13 protein-coding genes are annotated in these 14,981 nt (G+C 53.6%); 10 read left to right on the forward strand and 3 right to left on the reverse strand.

From position 1 onward, the window contains the following. From ACTG3Z_RS00320 to glmM, 7 genes are all read left to right on the forward strand, one after another. Entirely contained in the window at window positions 1-549 is a 549-nt protein-coding gene (locus tag ACTG3Z_RS00320) for a DUF6446 family protein (RefSeq protein WP_375265517.1), read from the forward strand. Next, entirely contained in the window at window positions 549-2,606 is a 2,058-nt protein-coding gene (glyS, locus tag ACTG3Z_RS00325; protein WP_439140674.1) for a glycine--tRNA ligase subunit beta, read from the forward strand. The genes ACTG3Z_RS00320 and glyS overlap by 1 nt, the downstream gene beginning before the upstream one ends. A 134-nt stretch (window positions 2,607-2,740) precedes the next feature. Further along, a complete protein-coding gene (locus tag ACTG3Z_RS00330) occupies window positions 2,741-5,308 on the forward strand; it encodes a putative PEP-binding protein (protein ID WP_439140675.1) in 2,568 nt (855 codons plus the stop codon). 177 nt (window positions 5,309-5,485) lie between these two features. After that, window positions 5,486-6,091 (forward strand): cell wall hydrolase, encoded by a 606-nt coding sequence (locus tag ACTG3Z_RS00335; protein ID WP_439140676.1) that lies wholly within the window; start codon window positions 5,486-5,488, stop codon window positions 6,089-6,091. A 26-nt stretch (window positions 6,092-6,117) separates the two neighbouring features. After that, window positions 6,118-7,038, forward strand: coding sequence for a dihydroneopterin aldolase (locus ACTG3Z_RS00340; protein ID WP_439140677.1), 921 nt, complete (start codon window positions 6,118-6,120; stop codon window positions 7,036-7,038). Window positions 7,039-7,075: 37 nt separating this feature from the next. After that, window positions 7,076-8,089 carry a dihydropteroate synthase gene (gene folP / locus ACTG3Z_RS00345; RefSeq protein ID WP_439140678.1) on the forward strand — a complete coding sequence of 338 codons (1,014 nt, stop codon included), beginning with the start codon at window positions 7,076-7,078 and terminating at the stop codon, window positions 8,087-8,089. Further along, window positions 8,086-9,435, forward strand: a complete 1,350-nt coding sequence (gene glmM / locus ACTG3Z_RS00350; RefSeq protein WP_439140679.1) for a phosphoglucosamine mutase — start codon at window positions 8,086-8,088, stop codon at window positions 9,433-9,435. Before folP ends, glmM begins: the two co-directional genes overlap by 4 nt. Here the strand turns inward: glmM and ACTG3Z_RS00355 are convergent. Together ACTG3Z_RS00355 and ilvC are read right to left on the reverse strand one after the other, a co-directional pair. Further along, a complete protein-coding gene (locus ACTG3Z_RS00355) occupies window positions 9,432-10,358 on the reverse strand; it encodes a DMT family transporter (RefSeq protein WP_439140680.1) in 927 nt (308 codons plus the stop codon). The genes glmM and ACTG3Z_RS00355 overlap by 4 nt on opposite strands. Before the next feature lie 64 nt (window positions 10,359-10,422). After that, window positions 10,423-11,445, reverse strand: a complete 1,023-nt coding sequence (ilvC, locus tag ACTG3Z_RS00360) for a ketol-acid reductoisomerase (RefSeq protein ID WP_439140681.1) — start codon at window positions 11,443-11,445, stop codon at window positions 10,423-10,425. 137 nt (window positions 11,446-11,582) lie between these two features. Between ilvC and ACTG3Z_RS00365 the strand changes: the two genes are divergently transcribed. The 3 genes from ACTG3Z_RS00365 (at window position 11,583) to ACTG3Z_RS00375 (ending at window position 13,696) form a co-directional block, all read left to right on the forward strand. After that, a complete protein-coding gene (locus ACTG3Z_RS00365; protein WP_375265526.1) occupies window positions 11,583-12,038 on the forward strand; it encodes an Lrp/AsnC family transcriptional regulator in 456 nt (151 codons plus the stop codon). Then, window positions 12,035-12,493, forward strand: a complete 459-nt coding sequence (locus tag ACTG3Z_RS00370; protein WP_439140682.1) for an Lrp/AsnC family transcriptional regulator — start codon at window positions 12,035-12,037, stop codon at window positions 12,491-12,493. Before ACTG3Z_RS00365 ends, ACTG3Z_RS00370 begins: the two co-directional genes overlap by 4 nt. A 75-nt stretch (window positions 12,494-12,568) precedes the next feature. Then, window positions 12,569-13,696 carry an aminotransferase class V-fold PLP-dependent enzyme gene (locus ACTG3Z_RS00375; protein ID WP_439140683.1) on the forward strand — a complete coding sequence of 376 codons (1,128 nt, stop codon included), beginning with the start codon at window positions 12,569-12,571 and terminating at the stop codon, window positions 13,694-13,696. Window positions 13,697-13,732: 36 nt separating this feature from the next. Here the strand turns inward: ACTG3Z_RS00375 and ACTG3Z_RS00380 are convergent, their stop codons facing one another. Then, window positions 13,733-14,926: a UbiH/UbiF family hydroxylase gene (locus tag ACTG3Z_RS00380; RefSeq protein WP_439140684.1), complete on the reverse strand. Its 1,194-nt coding sequence runs from the start codon at window positions 14,924-14,926 to the stop codon at window positions 13,733-13,735. Between the last annotated feature and the right edge of the window lie 55 nt (window positions 14,927-14,981).

Raw genomic sequence — 14,981 nt, forward strand, 5'->3', positions numbered from 1 at the left:
ATGGGTCAATTTTTAGCGGGGTTTACCGTGTTTGCAGCAATCATAGCCGGCGGTGCGATGTATTATTTGCAGGTTTACGCGTTCTACGAAGAAGTGTCTGCGAGCGGCGAAAACGATGTACAACTTGTCAGCCTTGTCTCGGGAGAACCGGAACCGATCCTGTTTGATCAGTTCGAAGCGATTGACGCCTATACGTCCCCCATTCGTTACCGCGCGTGTTTTACCACGCAGATGAGCCACTCTTTGCTTAGCGAAACTTATGTCGCGTTTGAAAACGCCGAGCCGCGCAATGCACCAGGCTGGTTCGATTGTTTTGATGCCGAAGCAATTGGGGCTGAGTTGGAGGCGGGTACGGCCCTCACATTCTTGGCGCAAAAGAACATCGCTTATGGTGTGGACCGCGTTGTGGCGATTACCGAAGACGGGCGCGGATACATCTGGCACGAGCTGAACGATTGCGGCGCAAAAGCCTATGATGGTTCGCCCACAGGGGAGGCGTGTCCCCCCCGCGATGAATTTACCGGTGAAATGCTGGAAGGAAATAACTGATGCCTGATCTGCTGATCGAACTGTTCTCCGAAGAAATCCCAGCACGTATGCAGGGCAAAGCGGCGGATGATCTGAAAAAGCTGATGACGGACGGTATGGTTGAGGCGGGTTTGACCTATGCCTCTGCCGCGGCATTTAGCACGCCGCGCCGCTTGGCTTTGACGGTTGAGGGCGTTTTGAGCGAAAGCCCAACGGTACGTGAAGAGCGTAAGGGCCCCAAAGTCGGCGCACCTGATAAAGCGATTGAGGGCTTCTTGCGCGGCGCTGGTCTGACCCGTGATCAGCTGGAAGAGCGTGACACGCCCAAAGGTGCCGTCTATTTCGCGAGCATCGAAAAGCAGGGTCGTCCTGCGGCAGAGATTATTGCAGAGGTTCTGGAAAACACGATCCGCAATTTCCCATGGCCAAAGTCTATGCGCTGGGGCAGTGGATCTTTGCGTTGGGTACGTCCTTTGCACTCTATCATTTGCGTATTGAGCGATGAGGCTGGCAGTGAAGTCGTGCCCCTTGATGTGGATGGCATTGTCTCTGGCAAAACAACTTTCGGCCATCGTTTCATGGATCCCAAACAGATCACGGTAAACGGATTTGAGGACTACGAGGCGCAGCTCAAGCGTGCCTTTGTTGTATTGAATGCGGGTGAGCGCGCCGATGCGATTTGGGAAGACGCCAAGAACCAAGCTTTCGCCAACGGCCTTGAAGTCGTTGAGGACGCAGGACTTTTGCGCGAAGTCGCAGGGCTTGTGGAATGGCCTGTTGTTTTGATGGGTGAGATCGCCGAGGACTTCCTTGAGTTGCCGCCAGAGGTTTTGCAGACCTCGATGAAAGAGCATCAGAAGTTTTTCTCTGTGAAAAACCCGAAAACGGGCCGGATCGAGCGGTTTATTACCGTGGCGAACCGTGAAACGACAGACAATGGCGCGACGATTTTGGCGGGCAATCAGAAAGTTCTGTTTGCACGCTTGTCCGATGCGAAATTCTTTTGGGAAAATGATTTGCGCGTCGCGTTGGCAGATATGTCGTCTTGGACAGAGGCTTTGTCCAATGTAACGTTCCACAACAAGCTTGGCACGCAAGCAGAGCGGATAGATCGGATTGCGGCTTTGGCGCGCGAATTGGCCCCTGTAGTTGGCGCCGAGGCGGATGATGCTGAACGTGCAGCACGTTTGGCGAAAGCGGATTTGTCGTCCGAAATGGTTTATGAATTTCCAGAGCTGCAAGGCTTGATGGGTCGCTACTATGCCGAGGCTGCGGGAGAGACTGCGGCTGTCGCGGCTGCGGCTCAAGAACATTACGCGCCATTGGGGCCATCTGATGATGTGCCCACAGCGCCTGTGTCTGTTGCGGTGTCTTTGGCCGATAAGATTGATACGCTGACAGGTTTCTGGGCGATTGATGAGAAGCCTACAGGCTCCAAGGATCCGTTTGCGCTGCGTCGTGCAGCTTTGGGCGTTGTTCGTTTGGTCATCGAAAACGATAAATCTTTGGCTCTGGACAGTGTTTTTGCCTTAGCAAATGATAAAGCCGACAGTGCGAATTTGCTGTCGTTCTTCCACGACCGCCTGAAAGTCTATCTCCGCGAACAGGGCGTCCGACACGATGTGATCGACGCTTGTATCGCAATGGACGGCAATGATGATCTTGGCCTTTTGGTCAAGCGTGCGGTTGCTTTGGAAGCCTTCATGAAGACAGAAGATGGCACGAACCTTTTGCAAGGCTTCAAACGTGCGAACAACATTCTGTCTAAAGAAGAAGAGAAGGACGGTGTCGAGTATTCATACGGGGCAGATGTGAAGTTTGCCGAGACTGATGAAGAACGCACATTGTTCGAGGTCTTGACAGCTGAGGCTCCGGTGATTGAAGCGGCGCTGAAAGCCGAAGATTTTGCTGCGGCTATGACGGGTATGGCGGCGCTACGCGCGCCGATTGATGCGTTCTTTGAAGCGGTTCAGGTCAACTCTGACAACGCGACGGTGCGGCGTAATCGACTGAACCTGTTGAGTAATATTCGCAAGCTTGTCGGTTCTGTTGCGGATCTTACGCGCGTTGAGGGCTAAGACATTGAGCGCGCGGGGCGCGCGCGCTTTTTAAGCACACCCTTTGGGGTGTGCCCTGTGCCTCCGGCGGGGATATTTGTGGAAAGAGGAAGCAGTATGAATATGCTGCGCTTGCACGATGTAGAATCGAGGTTATGCTGCCTGCAACATTTGAGGATGCCGCAGTGCAGAATAACCCACACACAACCTTGATCACCGCCACAGCTCCAGTGTCACCACAAACCCACGGGGGGCGCACGAAGTGTTTGCAGCGTTTGGTGCGCTTGGACTTACCTGTGCCGCGCACGGTGGGTTTGTCGTTTGATGCAGTGCACAAGATTGCACGCGGTGAAATGCCCGATATGGCGTTGCTTTTGTCGCCTTTTGAGGAAGGCGAATTGCTTTGTGTTCGGCCCTCGTCTGGCGATCCTGATTGGGGTGGCCCAGGGGCAATTTTGAACATTGGAATGAACGATGCGCGGCTCGCTGATTTTACGCAGCGTTTAGGCAAAGATATTGCTGCGTCGCTTTATGCACGATTTGTGCATTCCTATTCCCTGAGCGTTGCGCGGTTGGATCCCGATGTCTTTGATGAGATCGGCGTTGAAGGCGAGGTCGCTCTGAATGCTGCCTTGCGCGCATATGAAGAGGAAACGGATGAGCCGTTTCCGCAAGATCCCGCCGTACAATTGGCCGAAGTTTTACGCTCTATGGCGCGGGCTTGGGATGGCACGTCCGCACGTTTGTTGCGTCAAGGTAAAGGCGCGCCTGCGGATGCGGGGCTAGGACTGGTCGTACAGTCGATGGCACTTGGATTCGGTGAGGGCGAGTGCGGATCGGGCGTCCTGCAGTTGATTGATCGTGAGACAGGTCTGGAGCAGCTCACGGGGCGTTATTTGAGCCAGAGCCAAGGGCGGGATGCGCTTGCCGGTGGCACCAAGGCGCTGTTTTTGGAGCGCGATGCCAGAGGGCCGTCCCTTGAAGAGCTTGCGCCTGATGCATTTCGCAGTTTAGTCGAAATTGCCCAGTTAATGCGCGTAAAGCTGCGCGAAGAGATGCAGGTAGAGTTCGTTATCGAGAATGGCCGCGTGCATATTCTGGATGGCGTGCGTGTGTCGCGGACAAGCCGCGCTGCGGTGCGCAGTGTTGTACGTTTGGCAGAAGATAAGATTATCACGCGTCAGGAGGCTCTCATTCGCGTGCCGCCCTCAGCATTGAATGAATTGTTGCACAGACAAGTAGACCGTACGGTTGTGCGCGATGTTATAGGGCGCGGCGTTGCCGCGAGCCCGGGGGCTGCAACTGGAAAAATAGTGTTTTCAGCAGCGGATGCTCAGGCGGCAGCTGCGCGTGGTGAGTCGTGTGTTCTTGTGCGTCGAGAAACATCGCCCGAAGATATCCGCGGTATGCATGCGGCCAAAGCGGTGCTCACTGAACGTGGTGGCATGACCTCGCATGCGGCTGTGATCGGGCGCGGCATTGGTCTGCCTTGCGTTGTGGGTGCAACAGAAATGCGTTTTCAGCTGCGTAAAAAGATGTTGACCATGCCCGATGGCAGAACGTTCAAAGAGGGTGATCTTATCACGGTTGATGGCACGCATGGTGAAGTGCTTGCAGGATCTGTGGCAATGCTCGAAGCAACGCTTGATGATGCCTTTCAAACCTTGCTGAGTTGGGCCGATGACGAGCGTGATATCGGGATCCGCGCAAATGCGGATACGCCTGCTGATGCGCAAACTGCGAAGATGTTTCTGGCTCAAGGCATTGGGCTTTGCCGTACAGAGCATATGTTTTTCGAAGATGATCGCCTTACGGTGATGCGCGAAATGATTTTTGCGGAAAGCAGTGAAGATCGCAGCGCCGCGCTTGAACGTTTGTTGCCTGTACAGCGTGCTGATTTTACTGAACTTTTTAGAACGATGGCGGGTTTGCCCGTTTGTTTGCGGCTTCTTGATCCGCCCTTGCACGAATTTCTGCCCTCTGATCATGCAGGACATCGCGCGTTGGCTGAGGCGCTTGATATTCCGCTCGCTGATGTGACGCGACGTGTCGAAGCGTTGAGCGAATATAATCCAATGTTGGGAATGCGCGGCGTGCGTTTGGGGATAACCGTGCCCGAAATTTATGACATGCAAGTGCGCGCGATTTTTGAGGCCGCAATCAATGTAACGACCGCCGAGATGCCAATCGTCCCAGAAATTATGATACCGCTGGTGTCTGCCAAGCGCGAAGTCGAGCTGGTCAAGACCCGGGTGGATACCGTTGCTGCTGCTGTGCGTGCAGAAACTGGTGTCGATTTTGATTACAAGCTGGGTGTTATGGTTGAAACACCGCGGGCCGCTTTACGCGCGGAAGACATCGCCGAAAGTACATCGTTCTTGAGTTTTGGAACCAACGATTTGACCCAGATGACGTATGGATTGTCGCGCGATGATGCCGGGCGTTTCATGTCGCACTACGTAGCGCAAGGCGTCTTTGCCGAGGATCCGTTTCACACGCTTGATGTAGATGGGGTCGGCGAGTTACTTATTTTGGGTGCCAAGAGAGGCCGTAAAGCGCGGCCGGATTTGACGCTTTCCATGTGCGGTGAGCACGGCGGCAACCCCGAATCAATCGCCTTTTGTCGCGCTGCGGGTTTTGACTATGTTTCATGCTCGCCGTTCCGTGTGCCTGTTGCAAGATTAGCAGCTGCACAATTGGCGATCCTCGACAAGTTAGAGTAGTACGATCAAAATACGCCACAATATATTGAAATAGCTGACTTGATTTTCAATTCAGGTCCTGTGCCGAAACCGTAGGGTTTTGGCCTAGGGTGGATTTTAACCAATTACCTGCTATCTAGCGTCCTGATTGAAATAACGCTTGTGAGCTCGATGCGACGCATTTTTTTGGCTTTTCTAATGTCTGTGTTGGCAATGCCTGCTTCGGCGGAGACGGTGGTGCGCGACCTATCTTCCATGATCCAGCGCGATGAGACCGCTTTGAAGCGCTTGTCCAAAGCGCGCGTGGATTCACTGTTTCGACGTGTAAGCACAGGAAGCATCGGCTCAATCGAATATACGCGTAGTTTTCTTGACGCCTTGCCTGCAGCGCAGGGGGGTAAACACCTGGATTGCCTCTCTGAAGCGCTGTATTTTGAGGCGCGCGGCGAAACGATCAAAGGTCAATTTGCTGTGGCCGAAGTGATTATGAACCGCGTCGAGAGTGGTCGCTATCCTGATAGTGTATGCGGTGTCATCAATCAGGGAACTGGGCGTAAGTTTGCGTGTCAGTTTACGTACACGTGTGATGGGCGTGCTGAGATTATCACCGAAAAATCCAATTATGCGCGTCTGCGTAAGATTGCGAAGCTCTCGATGTCTGATTTGCCCAAGAAATTGACCAAAGGGGCAACGCATTACCACACAACGGCCGTCAGTCCGAAATGGAGCCGAGTGTTCCCGCGGACTGCGAAAATTGGCGTACATCTCTTTTACCGCGAACCAACGCGTGTGAGCCGTAACTAGAACGCGATCTTCGCAGAAAGTACCTCATGTCAGATGAGATTAAACATGCCTTCGAGCATCCGCTCGAACGTTCGCTCGCGTCCTCTGTAGATCCTGTGCTGGATCGAATTTCTCTGCGAGATCACATTGTGTCTGTGGAGATTGGAGCGTTCCAAGCTGAACGCGATATGACCCAACGCATCAGTTTCAACATCGTTGTTGAGGTCCGTCATGTGGCTAAGGACTTGGGCGATGATGTTGATCTAATCCTGTCTTATGATCGTGTGACTGAAGCGATTGACATAGAATTGGCCGCAGAACGTTTGAACCTGCTTGAAACCTTGGCAGAACGTGTCGCTGAGCGCATTTTGAAAGAGCCACAAGCGGAACGCGTTTTTATACGTATCGAGAAGTTGGATCGCGGGGGCGGTGCGCTTGGCGTAGAGATCGTACGGGCGATGTCTGATGTCCCATCCGAAAGGTTCGCGAGTGATGCACCTTTGAATGCGCGTGTCGTTTTTCTGAGTGAGGCGGCGATGTCTTCACGAAATGTTTCTAATTGGATAGATCAGCTAACGAAAACGACGGATCCTTTGGTAATTGTCGTTCCACCTGCGCGCACTGATTTGAGCGCACCAACGACGCTTGCAAACGCGCATGTCACGCTTCTTGCGATGGAGCAAAACGCATGGATGTTCGCGGCCACAGAGCAGCGTTGCGCCGTGGTCGAAACCCGAACAGAGCTGGACTGGGCCTGTAAAAACAAACAAATCAGTGTTTGGGCACCACAGAAATTTGTGATGGATGCTGTCGAAAGCCCAATGCATTTGGTTGCTGATCCTGTTGCGTTAACAGATTGGTTTGCGGCGCAAATTGGGGCCGTAGAGCTTGTTGTTGTGGGCGAAGAGTTGCCGACGTCGCCCTTAAGCGTCTGCCGCGCCGTCGCGCTTGAGAGCGAAGCGATATAAGCTGCTTTCGAAAAGCTCCGAGTGATAAGCCAATAAAATGACTGACTATTTCAGACCCCTCGCGCAGTTGTCTGCCGTGCGCCCGACAGAGGCGGTCACGCTCGCCGGGACGCAAAGCTGGTTCACGCATGTAGAGCATTTGGTCCGCGGACAAGCGTCTGAGATTATTCACGTGAGCGATACGCCATCAGACTGGCGGGCGCGTGTTAGCGCGCCGCGCGCCTCCATCGCGGGGCTTAACATGTCCAAGCCTGTTATTATGGGTATTTTGAACGTCACGCCGGACAGTTTTTCTGACGGCGGGCGGCATAATTCACCAAAGCAAGCCCTCGGCATGGCGCAGCAGATGGTCAAAGATGGCGCGCATTTGCTCGATATTGGGGGCGAAAGCACGAGACCGGGTGCTGTTGAGGTCCCGTTTGAAGCAGAAATCGCACGTACGGTGCCGGTTATTGAAGCAATCCGCACTTCAACAAACACTCCCATTTCTATCGATACGCGCAAAGCGCGTGTCGCCCACGCCGCTTTGGACGCTGGCGCGAATATTGTGAATGATGTTTCCGGGTTTAAGTTCGACTCTGACCTTGCGCCGCTCTGTGCGACACTCTCCGCACCTGTGTGCATTATGCATGCCCAAGGCCTTCCCGAGACCATGCAAGATGCGCCCGAATACGATGATGTTTTGCTCGATGTTTATGATTTCTTGTCTGAGCAGGTTGAGCTCGCCGTGAGCTACGGTATCCGGCGCGATCAGATTATTGTCGATCCTGGCCTTGGTTTTGGCAAAACGCAGGCGCATAACCTTGCTCTGATCAAAGGCCTCTCATTGTTTCATGGGCTAGCATGTCCGATTCTATTAGGGGCTTCGCGAAAAGGGTTCATTCGTGATATAGGCAAGGCACCTAGTGCTGAGGAGCGCGCCCCGGGATCCATTGCAATTGCATTAGCTGCCGTGGTTCAGGGCGTTCAGGTTTTACGAGTTCACGATGTTTCGCAGACTAGACAGGCGCTTTCCTTATTTCAGGCGGCGACAATAGGAGTTGATATATGACACGAAAATTATTTGGAACCGACGGCGTGCGCGGCACAGCCAATTCTTATCCGATGACTGCAGAAATGGCGCTGCGCATTGGTGCCGCGGCGGGCATTTATTTCCGCCGTAATCAAGCGAATGTACACCGCGTGGTGATTGGCAAGGACACGCGTCGCTCTGGTTATATGTTAGAAAGTGCGCTGACTGCGGGTTTAACATCGACGGGCATGACCGTGTTTTTGATGGGCCCAATTCCGACACCTGCGGTTGGTATGTTGACCCCTTCCATGCGCGCGGATGTGGGGATTATGATCTCAGCCAGCCATAACCCACACGAAGATAACGGTATCAAATTCTTTGGCCCTGATGGCTTTAAGCTCTCGGATGAGGCGGAGATGGAGATTGAAGCGCTTGTAGAGTCAGGTGTCGATCTTGTTGAGCCGATGAAGATTGGCCGCACGCGTCATATTTATGATGGTCGCTCGCGCTACAATGAGCGCGTCAAGGCCGCGTTCCCGAATGAGCTTTCACTGGATGGTATGAAAGTGGTTATCGATTGTGCCAACGGGGCCGCATATCGCGCCGCGCCAGAGGTGCTGTGGGAGTTAGGTGCAGAGGTTATTCCGGTTGGCGTGTCGCCGAACGGGTACAATATCAACGATAACTGTGGCTCGACTAAACCAATGACCGCGTCTGAAGCTGTGATTGCTCATGGTGCGGATGTTGGCATTTGTCTTGATGGCGATGCCGATCGTTGCTTGATCTTGGATGAAACTGGAAAAGTCGCTGATGGTGATCAGTTCATGGGGCTTATCGCTGGTCGTTGGGCGGAAGAGGGGCGCTTGAACAAAGGCACTTTGGTCGCGACCGTCATGTCTAATCTCGGGCTTGAGCGTCATCTGGAAAGCAAAGGTCTTCACCTTGTGCGGTCTGGCGTCGGTGATCGCTATGTCGTTGAAGAAATGCGCAAAAACGGGTATAATCTCGGTGGTGAACAATCCGGTCACATTGTCATGACAGATTACGCGACCACGGGTGATGGCCTTATGGCCGGGCTTCAATTCTTGGGCGAATTGGCGCGGACAGGTCGCAAGGCGTCTGAATTGACGGCTGTTTTTGAGCCGGTTCCGCAAATGCTTAAGAACGTGCGCTATGCGAATGGGCAAGTGCCGCTAGAAGATGGCAAAGTGTTGTCTGTCATCGGTGGCGCAGAGCAAGAGTTGATTGGCAAAGGCCGATTGCTAATCCGCAAATCAGGGACAGAACCGTTGATCCGTGTGATGGCGGAGTGCGAGGATCCTGATCTGTTGACAGATGTGGTGGACCGCATCGTCGATGAAGTGGCGCGCGCGACAGCTGCTTAAGTCTTGCGCACCGCGGCCAATATGGCACGGCTTTGGGTGATGAAGATACCGACAAGAATAAGCGCCAGCGCAGTGTAGAGCTGTGCTGGCAAGTCTTCTTTGAGTAGAATGACCCCGAAAATGACGGACCACACGGGCACCATATAGCTGGTGATATTCATGAAAAGTGATCCTGCGGTCGTGATCACGCGAACGCGGATCAAAGCACCAATAGCCGTGGGAAACAGCGCTGCATAAAGAACTGCAAGACTGGCAACCATCGGAAACCCTTCGGGCAATCCCTCTGTTATCAAAGCCAACGGAACAACCAAGATCGCAGCCACGGTCAATGTGCCAGAGGCCAGCGCGATCGGGGGCATTTTGGGCGCGCGACGTGTCAGGATTGACCCGATTGCGTAGCCACAGGCGCTGCCGATGCAGGCCAGTCTGCCCCAAAACACCAAATCGCTGTCCGTGCTTTCAAACGCACCTGGCCCAACGAGCAGAGATATTCCGATAAAGCCTATAATCATTCCGATCACGCGGCGCGGACCGATGCCTTCTTCGGGTGAAAAAATGTAAACCAAAGGGAGTACAATCAGTGGTACTGTTGTCATCGCAACACCAGCAAACGCACTGGGCACATGCTGCTGACCCCATGTGAGCATTAACATTGGCATCGCGAAAGCTATAGCACCAATCGCAATGACAAATGGCCAGCCGCGTGATTTGTGGATAGCTGTTATGGGCTGACCCATGAAAATGCCAAGCGCGTTTAGAATAAGCGCGCCAAGCGCGAGGCGGGCACCTGCGACCGTTTGAGGGCCAAACCCGTCAAGTGATAGGCTCATCGCCATAAAAGCAGAGCCCCAAATTATTCCAAGAAAGAAAATCAGGAACCAGTTTAAAAGACCGGGATTGTCGGGCGTGGGGGCGTTGCTCATACGCAAAAGAAATGACCCCAGCCGAAGCCGGGGTCAATCGCTACATTGTATCGATTTGAAGCGCTTAGTTCTTCGCTTTGTCGACCATCTTGCCTGCGGAGATCCAAGGCATCATGTCGCGCAGTTTGCCGCCTACAACTTCGATCTGGTGCTCATCGTTTGCACGGCGCGAGGATTTGATTGTTGGCTGACCAACTGCATTCTCAAGCATGAAATCACGCACGAATTTGCCAGATTGGATGTCACTCAGAACCGCTTTCATGCGGGCCTTTGTCTCGTCGTATGGCAAGATGCGTGGGCCAGAAACGTACTGACCGTACTCAGCTGTGTTGGAGATGGAGTAATCCATGTTCGCGATGCCGCCCTCATAGATCAGGTCCACGATCAGCTTTGTTTCGTGCAAGCACTCAAAATACGCCATTTCAGGCTCATAACCCGCCTCTACAAGCGTCTCGAAACCCATGCGGATCAGCTCAACGATACCGCCGCACAGAACGGCCTGCTCACCAAAGAGGTCTGTTTCGCACTCTTCACGGAAGTCCGTTTCGATGATGCCGGAGCGGCCGCCACCAATTGCGGAGCAATAGGACAGGCCGATTTCAAGCGCCTTGCCGGATGCGTTGTTGTTCACCGCAACCAGGCATGGAACGCCGCCGCCTTTGGTGTATTCGCCGCGCACTGTGTGGCCTGGGCCTTTAGGTGCCATCATGATCACGTCAACGCCTTCTTTCGGCTCGATCAGGCCGAAGTGTACGTTGAGGCCGTGCGCGAATGCGATTGCGGCACCTTCACGGATGTTATCGTGGACGTATTTCTTGTATGTCTCTGCCTGAAGCTCGTCGGGCATTGTGAACATGATCACGTCTGCCCATGCTGCTGCCTCGGAAATTTCCATAACTTTCAGGCCTTCGCCCTCCGCTTTCGCCTTTGATGGCGAGCCGTCGCGCAGAGCCACAACAACGTTCTTTGCGCCAGAATCGCGCAGGTTCAACGCATGTGCGTGACCCTGTGAGCCATAGCCAAGAATCGCTACTTTTGCTTCTTTGATGAGGTTAACGTCGCAGTCACGATCATAATAAACGCGCATGGGTTTAGTCCTTTTTGGTTGGAATCAAATCTTGGGCAGACACTACAAGGAAAGCGATGTTGAACTTTCCGATTTTTGCACTTATTTGAAATTTTTATAAGTAATCATTCTCGAATTTTGGAAATGTGTAAAATTTCATGCTTGATGATGTGGATCGGCGCATATTGCGGCAAATGCAGGCCGCGCCTGAGCTGTCAAACGCAGAGCTCGCTGCGCGCTGTGATCTGACAAGCGCGACTTGCTATCGCCGGATAGAAAAAATGCAGGCAAACGGTGTTCTAAACGGCCAGCAAGCCGTGATTGATTGGCAAGCGCTTGGTTTTGCGGTCGAGGTTAGTCTGCGGATTACTCTCGATAAAACGCAAAGCCGCGCATTTGATGATTTTATCGAAGCGGCCCGCGCAGTGCGTCATGTTATCGAAATCCAAACTTTCCTTGGTCGTGTTGATGTGCGTCTGTCCGTGATCGCGCGTGATATGGGGCATTACCAACAGATTTACCGCGAACAAATTCTGAGTTTGCCGCATATCGCAGACATCGAAGCTTTGATGCATGTCGCTCGTATCAAGCAAAGCGAAGGTTTGCCGCTGTGATTGAGTTGGATGATGTTGATCGCAAGATAATGCGTGCGATGGCAGATGATGCCACCCTTGGGGCTGGGGCCTTGGGGCGTCGTTTCGAAATGTCTCAACCCGCGATGTGGCGCCGGGTGAAACGCTTGCAGGACGCTGGCGTTTTTCGCGGGCGACGTTTGGTCCTGGATGCTGAAAAGCTCGGGTTTGGTGTGACTGTTTTTCTGGGTGTGAAGCTGGCGACGAAAGGTCGCGTCAGCCTTGAGGATTTTGAGCGCGCGGTCAGCGCCATTCCCGAGGTACAAACGATTGAACATGTGTTGGGCATGTATGACTATCGTTTGCGCGTTGTCGCGCGTGATATCCCTGATTTTGAACGGGTTTTGCGCCGCCGTGTCATGACGCTCCCCGGTGCGGGCGATGTGGAGGCCAACGTGCTCTTGAGCGAAGAGCGCAGACCTGGCCCGCTTGGCTAAGCCAGTATGCGAATGTAGACTTTGCCAAGTCGCGCCAATGACGTTAGCAGTATCTCAACAACTCAGGAGATAGATATGCCCGCATTGCTCGACACCATCGACCCCAATGGCCTAGAAGAATTTTCCGTCGTGTTCACCGACCGCTCGCTCAATTCTATGAGCGGTGCGTTTCAAGGCGTGATGAACGACATCTCAAGCATGCTGAAGGAGGTGTATGGCGCGGATGGAGTTGCGCTGATCCCGGGTGGCGGTTCCTACGGTATGGAAGCGGTCGCGCGCCAATTTGCGCGCGGGACAAATGCGCTGGTTGTGCGCAATGGTTGGTTTTCCTACCGCTGGTCGCAAATTTTTGAAACTGGTAGTTTCACAGAGTCTTGCACCGTCTTGAAGGCACGCCAAACCGGCAATGACACGCGCGCACCCTTTGCGCCTGCGCCGATTGATGAGGTCGTCGCAACAATCCGTTCTGAGAAACCTCAGATCGTATTTGCACCGCACGTCGAAACATCTGCGGGTGTGATTTTACCAGATGATTACGTGACTGCATTGGCGAGTGCCGCTCATGAAGTTGGCGCTTTGATGGTGCTCGATTGCATTGCGTCGGGCTGTGCATGGATCGACATGAAATCGACGGGCGTTGATGTCTTGATCTCCGCGCCGCAAAAGGGTTGGTCAGCGTCACCTTCGGCAGGGCTTGTTATGATGTCAGAGCGCGCAATTGCGCGTTTGGATGAGACAACGTCGGATAGCTTCGCGATTGATTTGAAGAAATGGTATCAGATCATGCAGGCCTATGAGAACGGCGGTCATGCGTATCACGCGACCATGCCGACTGATGCATTGCGCGCGTTTCGCGATACAATGATCGAGACGAAAGAATACGGGTTTGATAAGTTGCAAGCGGCGCAATGGCAGCTTGGCAATGAAGTGCGTGCCTATTTGAAGAGCAAAGGCATTACGTCTGTTGCAGCAGATGGCTATGGCGCTCCGGGTGTTGTGGTCAGCTACACGGATGATCCGGCAATCCAAAACGGCAGCAAGTTTTCTGCGCTTGGTATGCAGATCGCTGCGGGTGTTCCGCTGCAATGTGATGAGCCGGAAGACTTCCGCACGTTCCGTTTGGGACTGTTCGGTCTCGACAAGCTTTATGATGTGGACGGTACAATGACACGTCTCACAAAAGTTCTAGACCAAGTTATTTAAGCTGATTGGTCGGGTGCGTGGTTTCACGCGCCCGACTTATCCTTTCGCACCCAGACCCATCTGCATGATGGATTTACGAAGCGGCGCAAAGGAGTAGAGCGCATTCAAGCCAGCGGCACGCGCATCGCGCAACATGGGCGCATTCAACATTGATGTTCGGTTTAACATTTTGATACCCGCTTCACGCAAACGCACATCTTTGAAACGTACATCGTGGTAAGCATCCAACATAGCCGTATCGCCCAATCCGTCAGGGCGCGCGCGCGCCAGATCACGTAAGACACGAATATCGCTGAGCGACATATTCAACCCTTGAGCACCGATAGGGGGCAGCACATGAGCGGCTTCTGCGATGAGTGCGACACGTTCCCCATTCAAGCGCGATGCATGTTGGCTGATAATCGGCCAAATCGTACGCTCAGACGCGAGTTTCAAATGGCCCAGAACACCGCAAGAGCGCAGGTTCATCGCTTCTTCAAACTGGGCCACTTCCATCTGATGCAGTGCTTGCGCTTTTGGCCCTTCTTCCATCCACACAATCGCGGAACTTGGCCGGCCATCAAAATCGGGTAAAGGCACCAGTGTGAAGGGCCCCCCTGTGCGATGAATTTCTGTCGAAACGTTTTCATGCGCGATGTCATGGGTCACAGCAAAGGCGAGTGCCTTTTGGCCAAACCGCGTCGTGCTCACATCGATCCCCGCAGCGTCGCGCATCGCTGAGCCGCGACCATCCGCTGCAATAACGAGCCGTGTGGAAACACGCGTGCCATCGCTTAGCCCGACGCGCGCTTCGGCCGTACGTGTGAACAAACTCTGTGCGCCAACGCCTGTTTTGTAAGTCACGTTCGGCAAAGTTTCTAGGTGGGCAGACATTTCGCGGCGCAGCATCCAGTTTGGAAGGTTCCACCCAAAGGGCTGATCAGAAATATCCGATGCATCGAATTCCTTTGACATACGCGCCTCGGACTCGGGCCCGCCCGCATCGATAATTCGCATAATTTGCAAAGGCTGTGCATGAGGTGCAAGCCGCGCCCAAAGCCCGACTTCTTCGAGCAACGAGCGTGCGGGCTGTAAGAAAGCTGTGCTGCGCAAATCTGCGCCTTGGGCGTTGCGCGCTGTAATAGGTTTTGCAGGGTCGACGCAAAGCACATCAAATCCCGCGTGCGCAAAGGCCGCTGTCGCGGTCAACCCAGCGATACCGCCACCAGAAACGAGTATGTCGTGATCCATATTCATCCTCTTTTGTTACAAATACAGATAGGGGATCAAAGTAAATGTGCCACGG

Origin of the sequence: Planktotalea sp. (assembly GCF_965659345.1) — a bacterium.
GTDB lineage: Bacteria > Pseudomonadota > Alphaproteobacteria > Rhodobacterales > Rhodobacteraceae > Planktotalea.

Bases quoted from the DNA above. Each gene is read 5' to 3' on its own strand.
- glmM (WP_439140679.1), top strand. From the start codon at position 8,086: ATGACACGAAAATTATTTGGAACCGACGGCGTGCGCGGCACAGCCAAT.
- ilvC (WP_439140681.1), bottom strand. From the start codon at position 11,445: ATGCGCGTTTATTATGATCGTGACTGCGACGTTAACCTCATCAAAGAA.
- ACTG3Z_RS00340 (WP_439140677.1), top strand. From the start codon at position 6,118: ATGTCAGATGAGATTAAACATGCCTTCGAGCATCCGCTCGAACGTTCG.
- ACTG3Z_RS00365 (WP_375265526.1), top strand. From the start codon at position 11,583: ATGCTTGATGATGTGGATCGGCGCATATTGCGGCAAATGCAGGCCGCG.
- ACTG3Z_RS00375 (WP_439140683.1), top strand. From the start codon at position 12,569: ATGCCCGCATTGCTCGACACCATCGACCCCAATGGCCTAGAAGAATTT.
- ACTG3Z_RS00330 (WP_439140675.1), top strand. From the start codon at position 2,741: ATGCTGCCTGCAACATTTGAGGATGCCGCAGTGCAGAATAACCCACAC.
- ACTG3Z_RS00380 (WP_439140684.1), bottom strand. From the start codon at position 14,926: ATGGATCACGACATACTCGTTTCTGGTGGCGGTATCGCTGGGTTGACC.
- glyS (WP_439140674.1), top strand. From the start codon at position 549: ATGCCTGATCTGCTGATCGAACTGTTCTCCGAAGAAATCCCAGCACGT.
- folP (WP_439140678.1), top strand. From the start codon at position 7,076: ATGACTGACTATTTCAGACCCCTCGCGCAGTTGTCTGCCGTGCGCCCG.
- ACTG3Z_RS00355 (WP_439140680.1), bottom strand. From the start codon at position 10,358: ATGAGCAACGCCCCCACGCCCGACAATCCCGGTCTTTTAAACTGGTTC.
- ACTG3Z_RS00320 (WP_375265517.1), top strand. From the start codon at position 1: ATGGGTCAATTTTTAGCGGGGTTTACCGTGTTTGCAGCAATCATAGCC.
- ACTG3Z_RS00335 (WP_439140676.1), top strand. From the start codon at position 5,486: ATGTCTGTGTTGGCAATGCCTGCTTCGGCGGAGACGGTGGTGCGCGAC.